Annotated in this window: 20 protein-coding genes; 12 read left to right on the top strand and 8 right to left on the bottom strand. The window is 74.1% G+C overall.

Features of this window, described 5'->3' with window-relative positions; all coding sequences use genetic code 11:
• Positions 1-2 precede the first annotated feature (2 nt).
• The 5 genes from PHY01_RS15560 to PHY01_RS15540 all read left to right on the top strand — a co-directional run bounded on the left by PHY01_RS15560 (position 3) and on the right by PHY01_RS15540 (position 5,592).
• Positions 3-2,483, top strand: coding sequence for a xanthine dehydrogenase family protein molybdopterin-binding subunit (locus PHY01_RS15560; RefSeq protein ID WP_141279383.1), 2,481 nt, complete (start codon positions 3-5; stop codon positions 2,481-2,483).
• Entirely contained in the window at positions 2,480-3,331 is an 852-nt protein-coding gene (locus PHY01_RS15555; protein ID WP_141279382.1) for an FAD binding domain-containing protein, read from the top strand. Before PHY01_RS15560 ends, PHY01_RS15555 begins: the two co-directional genes overlap by 4 nt.
• Before the next feature lie 68 nt (positions 3,332-3,399).
• Entirely contained in the window at positions 3,400-4,131 is a 732-nt protein-coding gene (locus PHY01_RS15550; RefSeq protein ID WP_141279381.1) for an SRPBCC family protein, read from the top strand.
• A 192-nt stretch (positions 4,132-4,323) separates the two neighbouring features.
• On the top strand, positions 4,324-4,575 hold the full coding sequence (locus tag PHY01_RS15545; protein WP_141279380.1) for a hypothetical protein: 252 nt from the start codon (positions 4,324-4,326) through the stop codon (positions 4,573-4,575).
• 24 nt (positions 4,576-4,599) lie between these two features.
• Positions 4,600-5,592: a P1 family peptidase gene (locus PHY01_RS15540; RefSeq protein WP_141279379.1), complete on the top strand. Its 993-nt coding sequence runs from the start codon at positions 4,600-4,602 to the stop codon at positions 5,590-5,592.
• Between the two features lie 7 nt (positions 5,593-5,599).
• Here the strand turns inward: PHY01_RS15540 and PHY01_RS15535 are convergent, their stop codons facing one another.
• From PHY01_RS15535 to PHY01_RS15525, 3 genes are all read right to left on the bottom strand, one after another.
• A complete protein-coding gene (locus tag PHY01_RS15535) occupies positions 5,600-5,860 on the bottom strand; it encodes a MoaD/ThiS family protein (protein WP_246085925.1) in 261 nt (86 codons plus the stop codon).
• A gap of 16 nt (positions 5,861-5,876) precedes the next feature.
• A complete protein-coding gene (gene moaA / locus PHY01_RS15530) occupies positions 5,877-6,938 on the bottom strand; it encodes a GTP 3',8-cyclase MoaA (RefSeq protein WP_370467353.1) in 1,062 nt (353 codons plus the stop codon).
• A 153-nt stretch (positions 6,939-7,091) separates the two neighbouring features.
• A complete protein-coding gene (locus PHY01_RS15525) occupies positions 7,092-8,303 on the bottom strand; it encodes an acyl-CoA dehydrogenase family protein (RefSeq protein WP_141279376.1) in 1,212 nt (403 codons plus the stop codon).
• Positions 8,304-8,392: 89 nt separating this feature from the next.
• On the opposite strand from PHY01_RS15525, the gene PHY01_RS15520 reads away from it, so the two are divergent.
• The 5 genes from PHY01_RS15520 (at position 8,393) to PHY01_RS15500 (ending at position 12,721) form a co-directional block, all read left to right on the top strand.
• Positions 8,393-8,797, top strand: a complete 405-nt coding sequence (locus PHY01_RS15520; protein WP_141279375.1) for a TOBE domain-containing protein — start codon at positions 8,393-8,395, stop codon at positions 8,795-8,797.
• Positions 8,794-9,561 carry a molybdate ABC transporter substrate-binding protein gene (modA, locus tag PHY01_RS15515; RefSeq protein ID WP_141279374.1) on the top strand — a complete coding sequence of 256 codons (768 nt, stop codon included), beginning with the start codon at positions 8,794-8,796 and terminating at the stop codon, positions 9,559-9,561. The genes PHY01_RS15520 and modA overlap by 4 nt, the downstream gene beginning before the upstream one ends.
• Entirely contained in the window at positions 9,558-10,373 is an 816-nt protein-coding gene (locus PHY01_RS15510) for an ABC transporter permease (protein WP_246085924.1), read from the top strand. Before modA ends, PHY01_RS15510 begins: the two co-directional genes overlap by 4 nt.
• 26 nt (positions 10,374-10,399) lie before the next feature.
• Positions 10,400-11,458 carry a sulfate/molybdate ABC transporter ATP-binding protein gene (locus PHY01_RS15505; protein ID WP_246085923.1) on the top strand — a complete coding sequence of 353 codons (1,059 nt, stop codon included), beginning with the start codon at positions 10,400-10,402 and terminating at the stop codon, positions 11,456-11,458.
• Positions 11,459-11,551: 93 nt separating this feature from the next.
• Positions 11,552-12,721: a S8 family peptidase gene (locus tag PHY01_RS15500; RefSeq protein ID WP_170183829.1), complete on the top strand. Its 1,170-nt coding sequence runs from the start codon at positions 11,552-11,554 to the stop codon at positions 12,719-12,721.
• On the opposite strand, the gene serS is transcribed toward PHY01_RS15500, so the two are convergent.
• Complete coding sequence (gene serS, locus PHY01_RS15495; protein WP_141279372.1) at positions 12,718-13,980, bottom strand: serine--tRNA ligase; 1,263 nt, start codon at positions 13,978-13,980, stop codon at positions 12,718-12,720. The genes PHY01_RS15500 and serS overlap by 4 nt on opposite strands.
• Positions 13,981-14,065: 85 nt before the next feature.
• Here serS and PHY01_RS15490 point away from each other — a divergent pair, with 85 nt between their 5' ends.
• A complete protein-coding gene (locus tag PHY01_RS15490; RefSeq protein ID WP_141279371.1) occupies positions 14,066-15,766 on the top strand; it encodes an AMP-binding protein in 1,701 nt (566 codons plus the stop codon).
• A 138-nt stretch (positions 15,767-15,904) separates the two neighbouring features.
• On the opposite strand, the gene PHY01_RS15485 is transcribed toward PHY01_RS15490, so the two are convergent.
• Entirely contained in the window at positions 15,905-17,077 is a 1,173-nt protein-coding gene (locus tag PHY01_RS15485; RefSeq protein ID WP_141279370.1) for a cytochrome P450, read from the bottom strand.
• A 219-nt stretch (positions 17,078-17,296) separates the two neighbouring features.
• On the opposite strand from PHY01_RS15485, the gene PHY01_RS15480 reads away from it, so the two are divergent.
• Positions 17,297-17,683, top strand: coding sequence for a cold-shock protein (locus PHY01_RS15480; RefSeq protein WP_141279369.1), 387 nt, complete (start codon positions 17,297-17,299; stop codon positions 17,681-17,683).
• A 3-nt stretch (positions 17,684-17,686) separates the two neighbouring features.
• Here PHY01_RS15480 and PHY01_RS15475 read toward each other — a convergent pair whose 3' ends face one another.
• The 3 genes from PHY01_RS15475 to PHY01_RS15465 are packed head-to-tail and all read right to left on the bottom strand — an operon-like array spanning position 17,687 to position 20,764.
• Positions 17,687-18,151 carry a DUF2771 family protein gene (locus PHY01_RS15475; protein ID WP_141279368.1) on the bottom strand — a complete coding sequence of 155 codons (465 nt, stop codon included), beginning with the start codon at positions 18,149-18,151 and terminating at the stop codon, positions 17,687-17,689.
• A 9-nt stretch (positions 18,152-18,160) separates the two neighbouring features.
• On the bottom strand, positions 18,161-19,966 hold the full coding sequence (locus PHY01_RS15470) for an MFS transporter (RefSeq protein ID WP_141279367.1): 1,806 nt from the start codon (positions 19,964-19,966) through the stop codon (positions 18,161-18,163).
• A 27-nt stretch (positions 19,967-19,993) separates the two neighbouring features.
• On the bottom strand, positions 19,994-20,764 hold the full coding sequence (locus PHY01_RS15465; RefSeq protein ID WP_141279366.1) for a glutaminyl-peptide cyclotransferase: 771 nt from the start codon (positions 20,762-20,764) through the stop codon (positions 19,994-19,996).
• Between the last annotated feature and the right edge of the window lie 13 nt (positions 20,765-20,777).

Raw genomic sequence — 20,777 nt, 5'->3', positions numbered from 1 at the left:
GCATGACCACGACCGCCGATCCCACCACGCTCGAGTTCGGCAAGGCGCGCACCCGCAAGGAGGACGCGCGCCTGATCACCGGCCGGACCAAGTTCACCGACGCCATCAACCTCCACGGGATGCTGCACCTGCACGTGGTGCGCTCCCCGCTGGCCCACGCCACGATCACCGGGGTCGACAAGACCGCCGCCGAGGCGTCCCCGGGCGTCATCGGCGTCTACACCGCCGCCGACCTGGGCGTCGAGGGTGTCGGCCTGCCCTGCGCCTGGCCGATCACGCCGGACATGAAGTCCCCGCAGCGCCCGCTGCTCGCCCACACCACCGTGCACTTCGCCGGTGAGGGCGTGGCCGTGGTGCTCGCCCGCTCCGCCGCCGAGGCGCGCGACGCGGCCGACCTCGTCGAGGTCGACTACGAGCCGCTCGAGCCCGTCCTGAACATGGAGGACGCGCTCAAGGAGGGTGCCACGCTGGTCCACCCGGACCTGGGCACCAACGAGAACGCCACCTGGGTCTTCGACTCCGGCGCGGCCGGCACCGGCAGCAGCATCGACGAGGCGATCTCCGCGGCCGAGGCCGACGCCGACTCGATCGTCCTCAAGCGCCGCTTCATCCAGCAGCGCCTGATCCCGGCGTTCATGGAGCCGCGCGCGTGCGTCGTCGACCCGACCGGTGAGCAGATCACCGTCTGGGCCGCCACGCAGGTGCCGCACATCCTGCGCACCATGACCACGGTGACGCTCGGCGTCCCGGAGTCCAAGCTGCGCGTCATCGCCCCCGACGTGGGCGGCGGCTTCGGCGGCAAGATCGGCGTCCTGCCCGAGGAGATGCTCTGCGTCGCCCTGGCGCAGAAGACCGGCAAGCCGATCAAGTGGAACGAGACCCGCTCGGAGTCCCTGCTCGCGGCGCACCACGGCCGCGACCAGATCCAGGACATCACGATCACGGCGAAGCGCGACGGCACGGTCACCGGCCTCGACGTCCACCTGCTCGCCGACATGGGCGCCTACCTCGGCCTGGTCGGCCCGGGCGTGCCGATCCTCGGCGCGTTCATGTTCAACTCGATCTACAAGTTCCCGGCGCTGAAGTTCACCTGCACCAACGTGTTCACCACCAAGACGCTCACCGACGCCTACCGCGGCGCCGGGCGTCCGGAGGCCACGTTCGCCATCGAGCGGATCATGGACGAGCTCGCGGTCGAGCTCGGCATCGAGCCGATGGAGCTGCGCAAGAAGAACTGGATCACGCACGAGGAGTTCCCGTTCACCACCGTGGTCGGGCTCACCTACGACTCGGGCAACTACGAGCAGGCCACCGCCCAGGCGATGGAGGCCTTCGACTACGCGGGCCTGCGCCGCGAGCAGGAGGAGCGCCGCGCCAGCGGGGACAAGGTCCAGCTCGGCATCGGCATCTCGACGTTCACCGAGATGTGCGGCCTCGCGCCGTCGCGCGTGCTCGGCTCGCTGTCCTACGGTGCCGGCGGCTGGGAGGCGGCCAGCATCCGGATGCTGGCCACCGGCAAGGTCGAGGTCATCACCGGTGCCTCCGCGCACGGGCAGGGCCACGAGACGGCGTTCAGCCAGATCGTCGCCGACCAGCTCGGCGTGCCGTTCGAGGACGTCGAGGTCCTGCACGGCGACACCCAGATCTCGCCCAAGGGCCTGGACACCTACGGCTCGCGCTCGCTGGTCGTCGGCGGCATCGCGATCGTCAAGGCCGCGGAGAAGGTCGTCGCCAAGGCCAAGAAGATCGCCGCGCACCTGCTCGAGGCGTCCGAGGACGACATCGAGTTCTCGGGCGGCACGTTCACCGTCAAGGGCACCGACAAGGGCAAGGCCATCCAGGAGATCGCGTTCGCCGCCTTCATGGCGCACGACTATCCCGAGGACATGGAGCCCAACCTCGACGCCGACGCCGTCTACGACCCGGAGAACTTCTCGTACCCGCACGGCACGCACCTCGCGGCCGTCGAGATCGACACCGAGACCGGCCGGGTCAACCTGCGCAAGTACGTCTGCGTCGACGACATCGGCACCGTCGTCAACCCGCTGATCGTCGAGGGCCAGGTGCACGGTGGCCTGGCCCAGGGCATCGCGCAGGCTCTGTTCGAGGAGGCGAACTACGACGACCAGGGCACCCTGGTCAACGGCACGTTCGTCGACTACACCCTGCCGTCCGCGGCCGACCTGCCGAGCTTCGACACCTCCACGGTGTCCACGCCGGCCACGTCGAACCCGCTGGGCGTCAAGGGCGTCGGCGAGGCGGGCACCATCGCCTCCACCCCGGCCATCGTCAACTCGGTGATCGACGCCCTGCGCCACCTCGGGGTGACCAACGTCGAGATGCCCTGCACCTCGCAGCGCGTCTGGCGGGCCATCCAGGAGGCCAAGGGCAACACCACCCAGGAGACCCCGATCGACACCCACTCGCCGGGTGCCGGCCTGGGCTCGATCGACCCGAACAACCCCCAGGGGGAGGTCCAGTGATCCCGTCCAAGTTCGACTACGTCAAGCCGGCGTCGGTCGCCGAGGCGGTGCAGGCCCTCGCCGACGGCGGGGACGACGCCAAGATCCTGGCCGGCGGCCAGAGCCTGATCCCGGTCCTGCGGCTGCGCCTCGCGGCGCCGTCGGTGATCATCGACCTCGGGGGGATCGCGGAGCTCCGCGGCATCCGCGAGGACGGCGACCACATCGCCATCGGCGCGATGACCAGCTACCACGACATCGTCCGCGACGACCTGGTGAAGCAGCACGTCGCGCTGCTCGGCCAGGCGACCGAGACGGTGGCCGACAACCAGGTGCGCCACCGCGGCACGCTGGGCGGCTCGCTCGCCCACGCCGACCCCGCGGGCGACCTGGGCGCCCCGGCGCTCGCGCTCGACGCGCAGATGGTGATCGCGGGCGCCTCGGGCACCCGCACGGTGGGTGCGGCGGAGTTCTTCGTCGACTACTTCACCACCGCGATCGGTGACGGCGAGATCCTCACCGAGATCCGGTTCCCGAAGTACACCGGGTGGGGCAGCCACTACGAGAAGTTCAACCGCACGGCGCAGGCCTGGTCGATGTGTGCGGTCGCGGCGGCCATCAAGGTCGACGGCGGCACCATCTCGGAGGCCCGGGTCGGGCTGACGAACATGGGCACCACCCCGATCCGCGCCACCGGCGTGGAGCAGGCGCTCGTCGGGCAGCCCGCCACGGCCGACGCGGTGCGCGCCGCGGCCGAGCGTGCGACCGAGGGCACGGCGGCTCCGAGTGACGCCGACGCCGCCGCGGACTACCGTGAGCACCTGGCCAAGGTGCTGACCGGCCGCGCGGTGCTGGCCGCCGCGGGCTGACGCTCGTACCGATCCGCAGACGCCCGTCCCGGCCACCGGGGCGGGCGTCTGCCTCGTGAGGAGACCCCATGCAGTTGGAGAACAAGTTCACCATCGAGGCACCCATCGAGAAGGCGTGGGTCGCGCTCAACACCCCCGACATGATCGCCCCCTGCTTCCCGGGGGCCACGCTCACCGAGTACGAGGGCGAGTCCTTCACCGGCACCGTCAAGGTGAAGCTCGGCCCCATCTCCCTGACGTACAAGGGCAAGGGCACCTACATCGACCGTGACGACGCCAACCACACCGTGAAGATCGAGGCCAGCGGCCGCGACTCGCGCGGCAACGGCACGGCGAACGCCACGGTCACCGGGACGATGGTCGCCGACGGCCCGAACAAGACCGCGGTCACGATGGTCACCGACATGACGATCACCGGCCGGCCCGCGCAGTTCGGCCGCGGTGTCATCTCCGACGTCGCCGACAAGATCATCGGTCAGTTCGCGGCGTGCGTGGCGAAGAAGCTGTCGCCCGAGGTGGAGGCCCCCGCGGAATCCGCCCCGGCTCCCGTCACCGAGGCCCCGGCCGGCACCAACGGCACCGCGTCCGCCGGTCCGGCCCTGTCGTCGACCCCGGCGTCGTCCGGTGTCCCGGCCACCGCGCCCGCCGCACGGCAGTTCACCCCGATGAAGAGCGAGATCGACGCGATCGACCTGCTCGACACCGCGGGCTCGCCGGTGCTCAAGCGGCTCGCCCCGGTGCTCGGCGGCGGAGCGCTGCTGCTGCTGATCGTCTTCCTGATCCGGCGCGCCCGGAGCTGAGCGCTCCCGCGCACCGGTGGTCGGGCCACCGTGCCGCCGTCCCCGGCGGCACGGTGGCCTCCCCGGCGTGCCACGTCGACACGCTGAGCCGCTGGCTCGACCCCTCCGACGAGCGCGGCCAGGAGCGCGGCCGGCGCCCCGTCCCCGGCCCGGCGTGACCGCCGCGGAACCGGGCCTGCCACGATGGTCGGCGTGACCGAGCAGATGTCCATCACCGCGGGCGGCATGGTCGCCGGCTGGTGGGTCGAGCTCCCGCTGGAGGAGGACGGTGCGCCGGTCTGGGCGCGGATCGAGGTCGTCCTGCCGCCGGAGAAGACCATGGAGGACCGCTACGCCCTGCGCCTGCGCCGCGACGACGAGGTGTGGTGGGTGAAGGTCTCCGGGCGGCTGCCGTTCCCGGTCTGCGACGTCGACCCCACCGTCGGGGGCCCGCAGGGCGGCTGACGCCCGGCGGTACAGGATGGTCCGATGGCCCTCCACGACGCCCTGACCGACGTGCCCGGACTGCGGGTGGGCCACGCCGCCCTCACCGGGTCGGGCGCGCTCAGCGGCACCACGGTGGTGCTCGCCCCGCCCGGGGGCGCGGTGGCCGGGGTCGACGTGCGCGGCGCCGCGCCCGGCACCCGCGAGACCGACCTGCTGCACCCCGGCGCCACCGTGCAGCGCGTGCACGCCGTCGTGCTGTCCGGTGGCAGCGCGTACGGGCTGGCCGCCGCGCACGGGGTGATGGAGCGGCTGGAGGGTGCCGGGGTCGGGTTCGCGGTGCCCGGAGGGGTCGTGCCGATCGTGCCCGCCGCCGTGGTGTTCGACCTCGGCCGCGGCGGCGCCTTCACCGCCCGCCCCGACGCCACGACCGGCGCCGCCGCGTTCGACGCCGCGTCCGGCGGGCCGGTCGGGCAGGGCGCCGTCGGGGCCGGGACGGGGGCGGTCGTGGGCGGACTCAAGGGCGGGGTCGGCACGGCGAGCACGGTGCTGCCGGGCGCGGGCGCGGGCGGGGGTCCGGGGGCCGTGGTCGCCGCGCTCGCCGTCGTCAACGCGGTGGGGTCGGCGGTCGACCCGCGCACCGGACGGCTGCTCGGCCCCGGCCCGGACCTCGAGGTCGGGCCCGCCGCGCTCGCCGAGCTGCGGGCCCTGGCCGTGCCCGGCCCGCCCGCCGCGGGCACGGCGACGACACTCGCCGTGGTGGCCACCGACCTCACGCTGGACAAGGCGGGGTGCGGGCGCCTGGCGACGATGGGGCACGACGGGATGGCCCGCGCCCTGTCGCCGGTGCACACCGCGATGGACGGCGACGTGGTGTTCGGCCTGTCCACCGCCACCCGGCCGGCCCCGGAGCTGCCGGAGCTGGTGGCGTTGCACGCCGCGGCGGCTGAGGTGGTGGCGCGGGCGATCGCGAACGCCGTGCTCGCCGCCGGGTCCGTGGGCCGGTGGCGCGGCTACCGGGACGTGGTCGGCGCCTGACGCCCGCTCAGCCGCCGGCGAAGGGCGGCAGGACGTCGAGCACGGCGTCGGGCCGCAGGACCGCGGAGCGGTCGCGCACGGCCACCTCGTCGAGCAGGAAGCTGCAACGGTCGAGCACCACACCGAACTCCGGGCCGTGCTGGGCCCGGAGCGCGGTGAGGGCGGCGTCGACGGTGGCCTCGGCCGGGAGCTGGAGCTTCTCGGTCTCCACCCCGGCCGCGGCGCGGGCCGCGGCGAAGTAGCGGACCGCGACGGTGGTGGTCGTCATGGTGCCCATCCTCCCCTCAGCCCCCGATGGCGCTCATCGGGCGGTCGGGCTGCAGGAAGCCCGGGTCGTCGATGCCGTGCCCGGCGAGCTTGCCCCACATGGCGTGGCGCCAGGTCTCGGCGATCTCGGCGTCGGTGCAGCCCTCGCGCAGCATCGCGCGCAGGTCGGTCTCGGTGCGGGCGAACAGGCAGGAGCGGACCTGCCCGTCGGCGGTGAGCCGGGTGCGGTCGCAGGCGCCGCAGAACGGGCGGGTCACCGAGGCGATGACGCCCACCGCGGCCGGCCCGCCGTCGACGATGAAGCGCTCGGCCGGGGCGCCGCCGCGGGCGACGGAGTCGGGCGTGAGCGTGAACTCGGCCTGGAGCCTCTCCAGGATCTCGCCCGCCGTGATCATCTCGGTGCGCTCCCAGCCGTGCTGGGCGTCGAGCGGCATCTGCTCGATGAAGCGCAGCTCGTAGCCGCCCTCGACCGCGAAGTGCAGCAGCTCGCAGGCCTCGTCGTCGTTCACCCCGCGCAGCAGCACCGAGTTGATCTTGACGGGGCCCAGGCCGGCCTCGCGCGCGGCGACCAGGCCGTCGAGCACGTCGGAGAGGCGGTCGCGCCGGGTGATGGTGGCGAAGCGCTCGGGGCGCAGCGTGTCCATCGAGACGTTGAGCCGGTTGACGCCCGCGGCCGCCAGCGACGCGGCGCGGCGGGCGAGGCCGATGCCGTTGGTCGTGAGCGAGATGTCGGGGCGCGGCTCCAGCGCGGCCGAGGCCGACACCAGGCCCTCCAGGCCCTTGCGCAGCATCGGCTCGCCGCCGGTGAAGCGCAGCTCCTCGATGCCCAGGTCGCGTACCGCGATGCCGATCAGGCGCAGCAGCTCGTCGTCGGTGAGCTGTTCGTCGCGCGGCATCCAGTCGAGACCCTCGGCCGGCATGCAGTACGAGCAGCGCAGGTTGCAGCGGTCGGTCAGCGAGATCCGCAGGTCCGTGGCGACCCGGCCGAAGGTGTCGACCAGGCGTGCGTCGTCGGGGCGGGCCGGGTCTCGGGTGGTGGCCCGCCGCACTGCGGGGAGGCCGAGCTCGGATGGCGTCACATGCACGAGCGTAGCGGCCCGGCCGTTCGGCCATTCGGCCGCCGACCTGCAGGAATGCGCGTATCCGCAGAAGCGGACACATCTCATTCAGGTAACCGCAGATGCCCCCTCAATGGCGGTGCCAAAGGTGAGCCGGCACACAGGCGACGTGGATCACGTCGAGCCGTGGCGGCCCAGCTCCTGCCGCGCCACCGTGCGCAGGTGGACCTCGTCGGGACCGTCGGCCAGGCGCAGGGCGCGCGCCCAGACGTAGAAGTAGGCGAGCGGGGTGTCGTCGCTCATCCCGGCGCCGCCGTGGATCTGGATGGCCCGGTCGATGACGTCGCACGCGATGCGCGGGGTGACCACCTTGATCGCGGCGATCTCGGTGGCCGCGCCCTTGGCGCCGAACCGGTCGATCAGCCACGCGGTCTTGTAGACCAGCAGCCGGGCCTGCTCCACCTCGATGCGCGACTGCGCGATCTGCTCGCGCACCACGCCCTGGTCGGCCAGCGGGCGGCCGAAGGCGACGCGCGACTGCGCCCGCTTCACCATCAGGTCGATCGCGCGCTCGGCCATGCCGATCAGGCGCATGCAGTGGTGGATGCGGCCGGGGCCCAGGCGGGCCTGGGCGATGGCGAACCCGCCGCCCTCCTCGCCCAGCAGGTTCGTCACCGGCACACGCACGTCGTCGAAGTGCAGCTCGGAGTGGCCGTGCTGGTCCTGGTAGCCGAACGTCGGCAGGTGGCGGGTGATCGTGAGGCCGGGGGTGTCGCGGGGCACCAGCACCATCGACTGCTGGCGGTGGGTGGCCGCCCCGGGGTCGGTCTTGCCCATGACGATGAAGATCCGGCAGCGGTCGTCGGCCGACCCGGAGATCCACCACTTCCGCCCCGAGATGACGTAGTCGTCGCCGTCGCGGCGGATCGTCGTCTGCACGTTGGTGGCGTCGGAGGAGGCGACGTCGGGCTCGGTCATCGCGAACGCGGACCGGATCTCGCCGGCCAGCAGCGGCTCCAGCCACTCGGCCTTCTGCTCGGGGGTGCCGAACAGGTGCAGGGTCTCCATGTTGCCGGTGTCGGGGGCCTGGCAGTTGATGGCCTCGGGCGCGATCACCGGCGACCAGCCCGACACCTCGGCGACCTGGGCGTACTCCAGGTTGCTCAGCCCGGACAGCGACGGCAGGAACAGGTTCCACAGGCCGCGGTCGCGGGCCTGCTTCTTCAGCTCCTCGACGACCGGGGGCAGGTCCCACTCCTGGGGCGTGCCCCGGCGCTCGGTGCGGAACGCGTCGTAGACGGCCTCGGCCGGGAGGACCGCCTCGTCGAGGAAGGCGCGCATGCGCTGGGTGTAGTCGGCGGCCACGGCGCTGGGTTCGAAGTCCACGCCCGCATCACACCACAGGGACCCGGGCTCCGGCCGTGGTCGCACACCACCGCGGGCGAAGCCGCAGGATCGGATATATAGTCCACGACGTGCCGCAGTTCAGGATCGCCGATGCCGCCCGCCTGCTGGGGGTCAGTGACGACACCGTCCGCCGCTGGGTCGACGCCGGGACGCTGCCCGCGCAGCCCGACGCGTCGAACCGCAAGGTCATCGACGGGGCCGCGCTCGCCGCGTTCGCGCGGGACAGCGCACAGGTCCCGCCCGACCCGTCGGGGGTGCAGCGCTCGGCGCGCAACCGCCTCATCGGCCTCGTGACCTCGGTACAGGCCGACTCGGTGATGGCGCAGGTGGAGATCCAGTGCGGCCCGCACCGGATCGTCTCGCTCCTGTCGTCCGAGGCGGTGCGCGAGATGCGCCTCGAACCCGGCGTCCTCGCGGTCGCCGTGATCAAGTCGACCAACGTGATCGTCGAGACCCCCGGAGGCCTGGCGTGACGCGTCGCCTGCTCGCCGTGGGAGCGGCCGTGCTGGTCCTCGCCGGATGCGGTGGAGCCGCACCCGCGGAGACGGACCCGTCCCCGGCCCGCACCCTGACCGTGTTCGCCGCCGCGTCGCTGACCGATGTGTTCACCGAGCTGGAGACGCGGTTCGAGGCCGACAACCCCGGCGTCGACGTCGTCCTCAACTACGGCGCGTCGTCCGACCTCGCGCAGCAGCTCGTCAACGGCGGCCCGGCCGACGTGTTCGCCGCCGCCAGCGCGTCGACGATGGCGACCGTCACCGACGCGGGCCTGGTCGAGGGCACCCCGGTGGTGTTCGCGCGGAACAGGCTGCAGATCGTCACGGCGCCGGGCAACCCCGAGGGCATCGCCGGTTTCGCCGACCTCGCCCGCCCCGATCTGCAGGTCGTCGTCTGCGCCCCGCAGGTGCCCTGCGGCGCCGCCGTCGAGAGGATCGAGACGGCCACCGGCATCACGCTGACGCCGGTCAGCGAGGAGCCCGACGTCCGCTCCACGCTGGGCCGCGTCACCACCGGCAACGCCGACGCCGGGCTCGTCTACGTCACCGACGTGGGCTCCGTGGGCGACGCCGTCGAGGGCGTCGACTTCCCGGAGGCCGAACAGGCCGTCACCGACTACCCGATCGGCGTGCTCGCCACGGCGCCGCAGCCGGAGCTGGCGCGGGCGTTCGCCGACCTGGTCAGCGGGGCTGACGGCCAGGCCGTGCTGGCCGGGGCGGGCTTCGTCGGGGCCCCGTGACCGCACCGGTGAGGACCCGCGACCGGCACGAGGCCGCGGTCGGGCTCCCACGCCTGCTGTGGGTCCCGGCCGGCCTCGCGTTCGCGTTGATCGCGCTGCCCGTCGTCGGGCTCGGCCTGCGGACGGACTGGCCACGGCTGCCGGAGCTGCTGCTCAGCGAGGCCGCGCTCGACGCGCTGCGCCTGTCGCTGCTCACCGCGTCCTGCTCCACGGTGATCTGCATCGTGCTCGGCGGGCCGCTCGCGGTCGTGCTCGCCCGCGGGCGGCTGCCCGGGCTGCAGGTCCTGCGCTCGATCGTGCTGCTGCCGCTGGTGCTGCCGCCCGTCGTCGGCGGGCTGGCGCTGCTCTACCTGGTGGGGCGCACGGGGCTGGTCGGGCAGGGGCTGGAGCTGGCGTTCGGGATCACCGTGCCGTTCACGACGGCCGCGGTGGTGCTGGCCCAGACGTTCGTGGCGCTGCCGTTCCTCGTCGTCAGCCTGGAGGGGGCGCTGCGCACGTCCGGTCAGCGCTACGAGGCGGTGGCCGCCACGCTCGGGGCGTCACCCGCGCTCGCGTTCCGGCGCGTGACCGTGCCGCTGGTGCTGCCCGGGCTGCTCTCCGGCGCGGTGCTCGCCTTCGCCCGCTGCCTGGGCGAGTTCGGTGCCACGATCGCGTTCGCGGGCAGCCTGCAGGGCACCACCCGCACGCTGCCGCTGCTGGTCTACCTGGCCCGGGAGTCCGACGTCGACGCGGCGGTGGCGCTGTCGCTGCTGCTGGTCGTCGTCGCCGTCGTGGTGATCGCGATCGCGCGGCCGCGGACGGTGGCGTCCTGAGCGCCGGGCTGGAGGCGCGGATCGTCGTGCGCCGCCCGGCGTTCACCCTCGACGTCTCGATCTCGGCGGCGCCCGGCGAGGTGCTGGCGGTGCTGGGTCCCAACGGCGCGGGCAAGTCGACGCTGCTCGGGGTGCTCTCGGGCCTGCTGCGCCCGGACGAGGGGCTCGTGCGGGTCGGCGAGCACGTCGTCACCGACACCGCGGCGGGCGTGCACGTGCCGCCGCACCGGCGCGGGGTGGGCCTGCTCGCGCAGCAGGCGCTGCTGTTCCCGCACCTCACCGCGCGGGACAACATCGCGTTCGGACCGCGGGCCGCCGGCGTCGGGCGGCGCGAGGCCCGGGCCCGGGCCGAGGAGCTGCTCACCGGCGTCGACGCGGCCGCGCTGGGCGACCGCAGGCCGGCGCAGATGTCGGGCGGGCAGCAGCAGCGGGTGGCGCTGGCCCGCGCACTGGCGCCCGAGCCCGCGCTGCTGCTGCTCGACGAGCCGCTGGCCGCACTCGACGTCGACGCCACCCCGGCCATGCGGGCGCTGCTGCGCCGGGTCGTCCGCGACGGGAAGCAGACCGCCGTGCTCGTCACCCACTCCGCGCTCGACGCGCTGGTGCTGGCCGACCGCGTCGTCGTCCTCACCGGGGGGCGGGTGGTCGAGGACGGCGGCACCCGCGACGTGCTGGCGCGCCCGCGCAGCGCGTTCACCGCCCGGATCGCGGGGCTCGACCTGGTCCCCGGCGTGTGCGACGTGGGCGGCCTGCGCACCCCCGACGGCCTGCTGGTGTCCGGCCTGACCGACGGTGTCGACGTCGGCGACACGGCGGTCGCGGTGTTCCCGCCGTCGGCCGTGGCCGTCTACGCGACGCGACCCGACGGCAGCCCGCGCAACGTCCTGCCCGTCCGGCTGGCCGCGATCGAGCCGCGGGGCGACGTGGTGCGGCTGCGGGCCGCGGCGCCGCCCGGCGGCCCGGCCTGGGTCGACGGGCTCGCCGCCGACGTCACGCCCGCCGCGGTGGCCGACCTGGGCGTGGAGCCCGGGGCGGAGCTGTGGTTCGTGGTGAAGGCCACCGAGGTGGCCATCCACGGTCAGTGATGCACCCGCTGTCACACCATCAGGCACTTCCGTCACCCGGACCCCGATCGTGTCCCTGTCGGTGACGGTGCGACGAACGTAGCGTCGCTCCCTGTGACCCGCCTGATCGCCCGCCTCGCCCCTCCGGTGATCGCGCTGCTGTGTGCCTCGACGCTCGCCGGCCCGGCCGCCTCGGCGGCCGAGCCCGATCTCCCGATCGACTACGTCGTGCACGCCAGCACCGCGGAGGAGGCGCGGGAGGCGGCGCGCGCGCTGGGCGTCGAGCCGACGGTGCTGTTCGAGCGGGTCTTCGCCGGCTTCGCCGCCCGGCTCTCGCGGGCCCAGGTCGAGCAGCTCGGCGAGCGGCCGGGGGTGCTCGGCGTCGAGGAGGACCGGCGGATCACCCCGCTGGAGCCGCGCGCGAACCAGGCGCGCAGCGGCCTCGCCGAGGACGTGCAGCGCAACCCGCAGAACTGGGGCCTGGACCGCATCGACCAGCGTTCCCTGCCGCTGGACGCCACCTACACGACGCAGGCGACCGGCGCGGGCGTCACGGTCTACGTGCTCGACACCGGGGTCGACGTCACCCACCCGCAGTTCGGGGGCCGGGCGAGCGAGGGCGTCAACACCGTCGACGACGTCTCCGGCGACTGCGACGGTCACGGCACGGTGGTCGCCGGCATCGCCGCGTCCCGCGACTTCGGCGTGGCGAAGGGCGCGCAGGTGCGGTCGGTGAAGGTCCTCGACTGCACCGGCGCCGGCACCCTGTCGTCCCTGCTCGCGGGCATCGACTGGGTGGCGCGCAACCAGCAGGGCCCGTCGGTGGCGGTCATGTCCTGGAGCTACGGCCCCTCCGAGGTGCTGATCGCCGCGGTGGGCGAGCTGGTGGGGCGCGGGGTGTTCGTCGCGTCGTCGGCGGGCAACAGCGGCGGCGACGACTGCGGCGTGGCGCCCCGGGCGTCGTCGGGGGTGCTGGTGGTGGCCAACTCCACCATCGACGACCAGCGCGCCCCGTCGTCGAGCACCGGGGACTGCGTGGACCTCTACGCCCCCGGCACCGGGATCGTCTCCAGCGTGCCCGGCGGCGGGACGGCGTCCTACACGGGCACGTCGATGGCCGCCCCGCACGCCGCGGGCGTGGCCGCGCTCTACAAGCAGACCTTCGGCGACGCCCCGAGCGGCGTCGTCGAGCGGTGGATCGTCGACAACGCCACGCCCGACGTCGTCCGCGGCGGCGGCGCGGGCGGCACCGACAACCTGCTGCTCAACACCGGCGGGCTCTAAGGTTCGAGGACGTCGAAACCGGTGTAGGGCACCAGCGCCTGCGGGATGCGCACCGAGCCGTCGGGCTGCTGGCCCTGCTCCAGGACCGCGACCAGGGTGCGGCCGATCGGCAGCGCCGAGCTGTTGAGCGTGGCCGCGAAGCCGCGGGTGCCGTCCTTGGCCTTCGTGCGGATGCCGGCCCGGCGGGCCTGGAACACCCCGAAGTCCGACGCCGAGGCGATCTCGCGGTACGCCTGCTGCCCCGGCAGCCACACCTCGATGTCGTAGGTGTACTCCGCGGAGAAGCCGATGTCGCCCGCCGCGAGCCGCACCACGCGGTAGGCGAGCCCGAGGCCCTGCAGCACCGCCTCGGCGTGGCCGAGCAGCAGCTCCAGCTCCTCGCGCGAGCGCGCCGGGTCGACGAACCGCACCAGCTCGACCTTCGAGAACTCGTGCAGCCGCACCAGCCCGCGGGTGTCGCGGCCGTAGGAGCCGGCCTCGGAGCGGAAGCAGGGGGTGTGCGCGGTGTAGGCGAGCGGGAGGTCTTCGGCGTTCAGGGTCTCCTTGGCGTGCAGGTTCGTCAGCGGCACCTCGGCGGTGGGGATGAGGTACAGCGCCCGCTCGTCGACACCGGTCCGGAACAGGTCCTGCTCGAACTTCGGCAGCTGCCCGGTGCCCGTCATCGTCGTGGCGTTGACCAGCGTCGGCACCGAGAACTCGGTGTAGCCGTGCTGCTCGGCGAGGTCGAGGAAGTAGCGGGCGAGCGCGCGTTCCAGTTTGGCGCCCCGGCCCTTCAGCACCGCGAAGCGCGGGCCGGAGAGCTTGGTGGCGCGGGGCAGGTCGAGGATGCCGAGCCGCTCGCCGAGGTCGACGTGGTCGAGCGGCTGCGCGACGTCGGGGATCTCGCCCCACGACCGGACCAGCTCGGCGTCGGCGTCGGAGGTGCCGTCGGGCAGCTCGTCGGCGGGGAGGTTGGGGATGCCGAGCAGCAGCTCCTGCAGCTCCGCCTCCAGCCCGCGGTGCTCCTCCTCCGCCGCGGCGACGACGGCCTTCAGCTCGCGGGCCCGCTCCACCAGCGCGGGCCGCTCGTCGGGCGTCGCACCCTTCACCGACGTGGCGACGCGCTTGGCCTCGCCGCGGGCGTCGTCACCCCGGCCGATCGCGGAGTTGCGGGCGGCGAGCAGCTTCTCCAGGGACGCGACGTCCAGGGCGAAGCCACGCCGGGCCAGCTTGCGGACGGCGTCGGTGGCGGGGTCGAGCAGGACGCGGGGGTCGTGCATCGGTCCAGCGTATCGGCGGTGCGGAAGCGGGTGACGGGCGCGCCTCCCCATCCGGAGGTGGCGACCGGAGGGTGCCCGTCGCAGGATGTGCGGTGAACCACACCGCCGTGAAGAGAGGTCTCTCGTGACCAGCGCCACCCCCGCCGTCCCCTCCTACGCCTCCGGCACCTCCGAGGTGCCCCTGCTCGGCGACACGATCGGCGACAACTTCGACCGCACCGCGGCCGCCCAGCCCGACGTCGACGCGCTGGTCGAGGTACCCACCGGGCGGAGATGGAGTTACGGCGAGCTGCGCACGGAGGTCGACGCCGTCGCGCTCGGCCTCGTCGCCGCGGGCGTGCAGAAGGGCGACCGGCTCGGGATCTGGGCGCCGAACGTCGCCGAGTGGGTGCTGATCCAGTACGCCACCGCGAAGCTGGGCGTGGTGCTGGTCAACATCAACCCGGCGTACCGCACGCACGAGCTGGAGTACGTCCTCAAGCAGGCCGGGATCTCGGTGCTGGTGGCGGCCACGGCGTTCAAGACGTCCGACTACGCCGCGATGATCTCCGACGTGCGGCCGAACTGCCCCGACCTGCGCCGGGTCGTGCTCATCGGCACCGACGACTGGGAGGAGCTCGTCGGGCCCGGTCGCACCGGCGACGCCGCGGAGCTGGCGCGCCGCCAGGCCGACCTCAGCCCGGACGACCCGATCAACATCCAGTACACCTCGGGCACCACGGGCTTCCCCAAGGGCGCCACGCTCTCCCACCACAACATCCTCAACAACGGCTACAACGTCGGCCGCCTGTGCGGCTACGGGCCCGCCGACCGCGTCTGCATCCCGGTGCCCTTCTACCACTGCTTCGGCATGGTGATGGGCAACCTCGCGTGCACCTCCAACGGCTCGACGATGGTCATCCCCGGGCAGGGCTTCGACCCGAAGGCCACGCTGCACGCCGTCGCCGCCGAGAGGTGCACGTCGCTCTACGGCGTGCCGACGATGTTCATCGCCGAGCTCAACGACCCCGACTTCGGCGACTACGACCTGTCCAGCCTGCGCACCGGGATCATGGCCGGCTCGCCGTGCCCGGTGGAGGTGATGAAGCAGGTCGTCGACCGGATGGGGATGACGGAGGTGGCCATCGCCTACGGCATGACCGAGACCTCGCCGGTGTCGACGCAGACGCGCGCCGACGACTCGCTGGAGCGCCGCGTGTCCACCGTCGGCCGGGTGGGGCCGCACCTGGAGGTCAAGGTCGTCGACCCGGAGACCGGCCTGACGCTGCCCCGCGGCGAACCGGGCGAGCTGTGCACCCGCGGCTACTCGGTGATGCTCGGGTACTGGAACGAGCCGGAGAAGACCGCCGAGGCCATCGACGCCGCCCGCTGGATGCACACCGGCGACATCGGGATCATGGACGACGAGGGCTACCTCAACATCACCGGCCGGATCAAGGACATGGTCATCCGGGGCGGGGAGAACGTGTACCCGCGCGAGATCGAGGAGTTCCTCTACACCCACCCCGACATCCTCGACGCCCAGGTCATCGGCGTGCCGGACGCGAAGTACGGCGAGGAGCTGTGCGCTTGGATCACCCTGCGCGAGGGCTCCGAGGAGCTGACGGCGGAGAAGGTGCGCGAGTTCGCCACCGGCAAGCTGGCGCACTACAAGATCCCGCGCTACGTGATGGTGGTGCAGGAGTTCCCGATGACGGTCACGGGCAAGGTCCGCAAGATCGAGATGCGGGAGAAGAGCGTGGGGCTGCTGGGCCTGGAGGACGCGGCGTCGGTGAAGAACGCCTGATCCCCGCCCGTCCCACCCCCTCCAGCCCCTCCACCCCCGAACTGGCAGTAAAGCCACTGTGCCGCCGTGAGGTGGCAGCACAGTGGCTTTACTGCCGGCGGGCGGAGCGGGCGGAGCGGGCGGGGTGGGTGTGGGGGGTCAGTGCGGCAGGCGGACCGTCAGCTCCGCGTAGGTCGGGACCAGCGCCCGCCTCGCCGCCCGGCGGCGCTGCACCACCCACGGCCGCCCGGCCGCCGTCACCGTCCCCAGCATCGCGCCCACCTCGGCCCGGGCCAGCGCGGCGCCGAGGCACAGGTGGCGGCCCGCGCCGAACCAGAGCTGCCGGTTCTCCGGCAGGTAGGGGCGGTCGAGGTCGAACGCCCCCCGGGCGGTGTTCGCGGTCCAGGTCAGCAGCAGCACCCGCTCGCCGGCGCGCAGCCGCCGCCCGGCCACGGTGACGTCGCGCTTCACCGACCGGCCGATCACCGGGGCGGGCGTGGTGACGCGCAGGCCCTCGCGGACGGCGTCGGGGAGGCGGGTGGGGTCGGCGAGCAGGCGGTGCTGCTCGCCGGTGTCGTGCAGCAGCGCGACCGACCGCGCCATCGCCGACGCCGCGGTCTCCGTGCCGGCCACCATCAGCAGCGCCGCGAGCCCGGTGGTCTCGCGCAGCCCGAGGCCCAGCTCGCGGCAGCGGCCCAGCAGCGTCGACGGGGGAGCGGTGCGCCAGGCGTCGGGGACGGCGCGGGTCAGGTCGTCGACGATCACCCGCGCCCCGGCCACCGCGTCGGGGGTCAGCGTGGTGTCGGCGGCGCTGCCCAGCGCCGTGGCCGCGAGCCGCTCGCCGGTGGCGAACAGCGTGCGGGCGCGGGCGTCGTCGAGGTCGCCGAGGCCCAGCAATGAGGCGAGCATCCGCCCGACGAGCACCCGGGCGAGGTCGGCGACGTCGACCTCGGCACCGGACGCGAGGTCGTCGCGGGCCGTGCACAGCCGGTCGGCCCACGCGCCGGTCACCAGGCGCGTAGCCGTGGCCTCGGTGAACAGGTCCCGGGCGCGGGTGCGCAGGTCGTGGTGGCCGGGGCCGTCGAACAGGTCGTACACCCAGTCCCCGAGCACCTGCGCCCACAGGTGCCCGACCCCGCCCTCGGCGACCAGGGTGAACGAGCGGTGGTCGGTGAGGACCTCCCTGGCGATCCGCGGGTCGGCGCTCACCCAGCCCAGCCGCGGCACCCGCCGGATCGGGACGGCCGCCCGCCCGGCCAGCAGCAGCACGGCGAGCGCCGGCCGGGCGGCGAGCAGGAGCCCGAGCTCGTGACGGGTGGCGGTGAGGGGCATCGGACCATCGTCGCGGTGCGGGCCGGTGGCCGGAACGGTGGTCCTACGGAGCCCGCCCGGCGGCTGCACGGACGGGTGGTACGGGGCTAAGGTGGGCTGACGCGTCCCGGTGTCGGCAGGTGGGCCCAGAAGGCGGCCCAGGCATCAGGGCGCGTTCGTCGTGCACCGGCGACGGTGCGGTGCACGAGGACACGACGATCGAGGAACGGGTGAGACCAGGTGCCGAGCGGCAGGGTCAAGTGGTACGACGCCGACAAGGGCTTCGGCTTCCTCGCCCAGGACGGCGGTGAGGACGTCTACGTCCGCAAGGCCGCGCTGCCGGCCGGGGTGGAGTCGCTCAAGCCGGGGCAGCGCGTCGAGTTCGGGATGGCCGAGGGCCGGCGCGGTCCGCAGGCGCTCCAGGTGCGGCTGGTGGACGCCCCGCCGTCGGTCGTGGAGGCCACCCGCCGTCCCGCCGAGGACCTGCACAGCCTCATCGAGGACATGATCCGGCTGCTCGACACGAAGGTGCAGCCCGATCTGCGGCGTGGTCGCTACCCGGAGCGGAAGACCGCGAAGCTGGCCGCGGAGGTCGTCCGCGCGGTGGCCCGCGACCTCGACGGCTGACCTCTACCGGGTGACCGTGAGCACCCAGCTCGACCGGATCGGGAACACGACCTCGCCGGTGGTCTCGTCGATCTCCGGGGGCGGCCCGTACTGCTGCACCTGCGCGACGAGCAGGCGGGCGTCCGCGGGGAGCTCCAGGGAGTAGCTCTGCTGCGCCTGCGGGGCGAACACCGTGGTGCGCTCGTCGACCTGCTCGCCCGCGCCGTCGCGGTAGGTGAACACGATCTGCCACGGGGTGTCCGACACCGCCGCCGGCACCGTCACCAGGACGGGCGTGCCGGGCGGCACCGGCAGGGTGACCGGCGCGGACGCGTCGTTGGTGCAGGTCACGAAGTCGTCCTGGCAGTACTGCGTGGGCCCGGCGACGGCCGTCTGCGACCCGGCCGCGAACGTGACCTCCGGCGGCGCGTCCGCCCCGCAGGCGGCCAGCAGCGGGACGGCGAGGGCCAGGGCGAGGACGCGGCGCACCTCGTCACCCTACGTACGGGTGCGGGCGGGCTCCGACCGCGGCGCCAGGAACGGCAGCAGGCTGTGCCCGCGCGCGATCAGGGCCGTCTGCACGCCGCCGAGCGCCACCATCGCCGAGGCGACGACGAACCCGAGCCCGTAGGTGTCGTGCGGCAGCAGCACCCCCAGCGCGCCGCCGAACACCCAGGCCAGCTGCAGCACCGTCTCCGACCGCCCGAACGCCGACGCCCGCGACTGCTCCGGCAGGTCGCGCTGGATCACCGCGTCGAGACAGACCTTGGCCAGCGCGCTGCAGGTGGAGGCCACCAGCGCCACGATCGCCGCCGTCGCGATGCCGGGCAGGACGGCCGCGACCACCGCCGCCGTCACGGCCGCCGCGATGCAGGACACGATCACCGTGTCGATCCGGTCGAACCGCCGGCGCGAGCCCGCCGCGTTGCCGCTGAACGACCCGAGCCCGGCCGCGGCGCCGACGATGCCGATCAGGAACAGCTGCCGCGCCGGGTCGTCACCGGCCTGCGCCCGCACCGTGAACGCGACGAACAGCGTGAGGAACCCGGTGAGGAAGCGCATCGAGCCGTTGCCCCACAGCGCGACGACGACCCCGCGGCTGACCGGCTGGCGGCGCCCGCGGACGGTGCTGCGCAGGGCCGCGGGCACCTCACCGGCCGTCGACTCGACCCAGCGCGGGATCCGCAGGCACAGCACCGTGCCGGCGACGGCGAGCGCCGCGGTGAAGAACAGCGCCCCCGGCGAGCCGGACAGCGCCGCGATCCCCGCCGCCACCCCGCCGGAGACCCCGCCCGCGATCAGCCCGAACGTCGTGAGCCGTGAGTTCGTCGTCGCCAGGGTGATGCGGGAGGGCAGCACGCGGGGCGTGACCGCGGACTTGAGCACGTGGTAGGTCTTGCTCAGCACCATGACGCCGAGCGCGGCCGGGTAGAGCCCCCAGTTGTCGTAGTTGAGCGCCATCACCACGGCCAGGACCGCGCGCCCGCCGAAGGAGACGGCGAGCGCGGCCCGGCGGCCGCGCTGCAACCGGTCCAGCAGCGGCCCGATGACGGGCGCGATCACCGCGAACGGGGCCACCGTGATGGCCAGGTACAGGGCGACGTTGGTGACGCTCTCGGCCGTGGCGGCGGCGAAGAACAGCGTGTTGGCCAGCGCGACGGCCACCGCGGCGTCGACGGCGTAGGTCATCATCGTGGCGTAGGTGAGCGCCGTGAGCCCGGAACGGTCGGCCCCGTCGGCGGAGGCGGCGCGGTGGAAGGCCCGGATGCCGTTGCCGGTGATCTGGCGGCTGCGCAGCGCCGCCACCCGCGTGACGGTGAGCTTGCGCGGCATCCGTGCCGTCGTCGGCGCGGCGGGGCCGGGCGGGTCGGCGACGGGCGGGGTGGCGACGGGCGGTTCGGCGGCGGCCTCGCGGTGGGACGGGGTGGCGACCGGTGGCGGCCCGGCCTCCGTCCAGAGCACCGTGTCGCGGGCGTCCGGGGGGTCCGGCGGGGTCCACGGCGGCGCGGGGGGCGGGGTGCGGCGGTGGGCGGCCGGGTCGTAGCCGGGATCGTCGTGCCAGGGGTAGCGGCGGCGCGGGGCGCAGCGGTCGTCGGGCGGCGACGGGGCGGGCGCGGTGGCGGCCGTCGGAGGGTGCTGGGCCGTCGGAGGGTGCTGGGCCGTCGGCGGACGGGTGGCGGCCTGCGGGGGCCCGGGCGGCGGCACGGGGAACCGCGCGGTGGGCCGGCGCGGGGGCGTGCGGGGCGTGCTGCGGCCGCGGAGGAAGGAGAACGCAGAGCGGGCCACGGTCCCATTCTGACCCATCCGGGGCCGGGAGCGACGCCCGAGCGGTCAGGGGTCGGGCACCAGCCGGACGCGGAACGTCGAGGGCCACAGCTTGCCGGTGAGCAGCAGCTCGCCGCCCCCGGCGTCGGCGATGCCGTTGAGGACGTCGGCACCGGCGCGGCGGGCGGGGTCGAGCAGCCCGGAGGCGTCGACGACCGCGGTGACCCGCCCGTCGGACGGGTCGATCCGGACGATCCGGTCGGTCTGCCAGACGTTCGCGTAGACCTGCCCGTCGACACACTCCAGCTCGTTGAGCATCGGCACCGGCATCCCCGCCTCGGTGACCTGCACCGACCCGGTCTCGGCGAAGGTCACCGGATCGTGGAAGCGCAGCAGCGCGGTGCCGTCGGAGCGGACGACGCGGGCGCCGTCGTGGCACAGCCCCCAGCCCTCGCCCGCGATCGGGACCGTGCGCAGCATCGTCAGCGACGCCCGGTCCCACTCGTAGGCGACGCCGTCGCGCCAGGTGAGCTGCCAGATGCGGTCGTCGACGACGGTGATGCCCTCGCCGAACACCGCGGCCGGCAGCGGGACGGCCCGGCGGAGCGCGCCGGTGGCCGGGTCCAGCTCGCGCAGCTGCGACGCCCCGACGCGCCCGGTGCCCTCGTAGAGCACGCCGTCGGCGATCTCGAACCCCTGGGTGAACGCCGACGGGTCGTGCGGGATCTCGGCGAGCACCTCGGGCCGCAGCACCGGGACCGCCGGTGCGGGGGCGGCCGCCGCGCAGCCGGCCAGGCCGACGGCCGCGGCGATGAGCAGCGCGCGCCCGAAGGTCATGCCCGGCAGGGTG

Origin of the sequence: Pseudonocardia hydrocarbonoxydans (genome assembly GCF_006539565.1) — a bacterium.
Taxonomy (GTDB): domain Bacteria; phylum Actinomycetota; class Actinomycetes; order Mycobacteriales; family Pseudonocardiaceae; genus Pseudonocardia; species Pseudonocardia hydrocarbonoxydans.
This window is presented reverse-complemented; position numbering and strand designations above follow the sequence as displayed.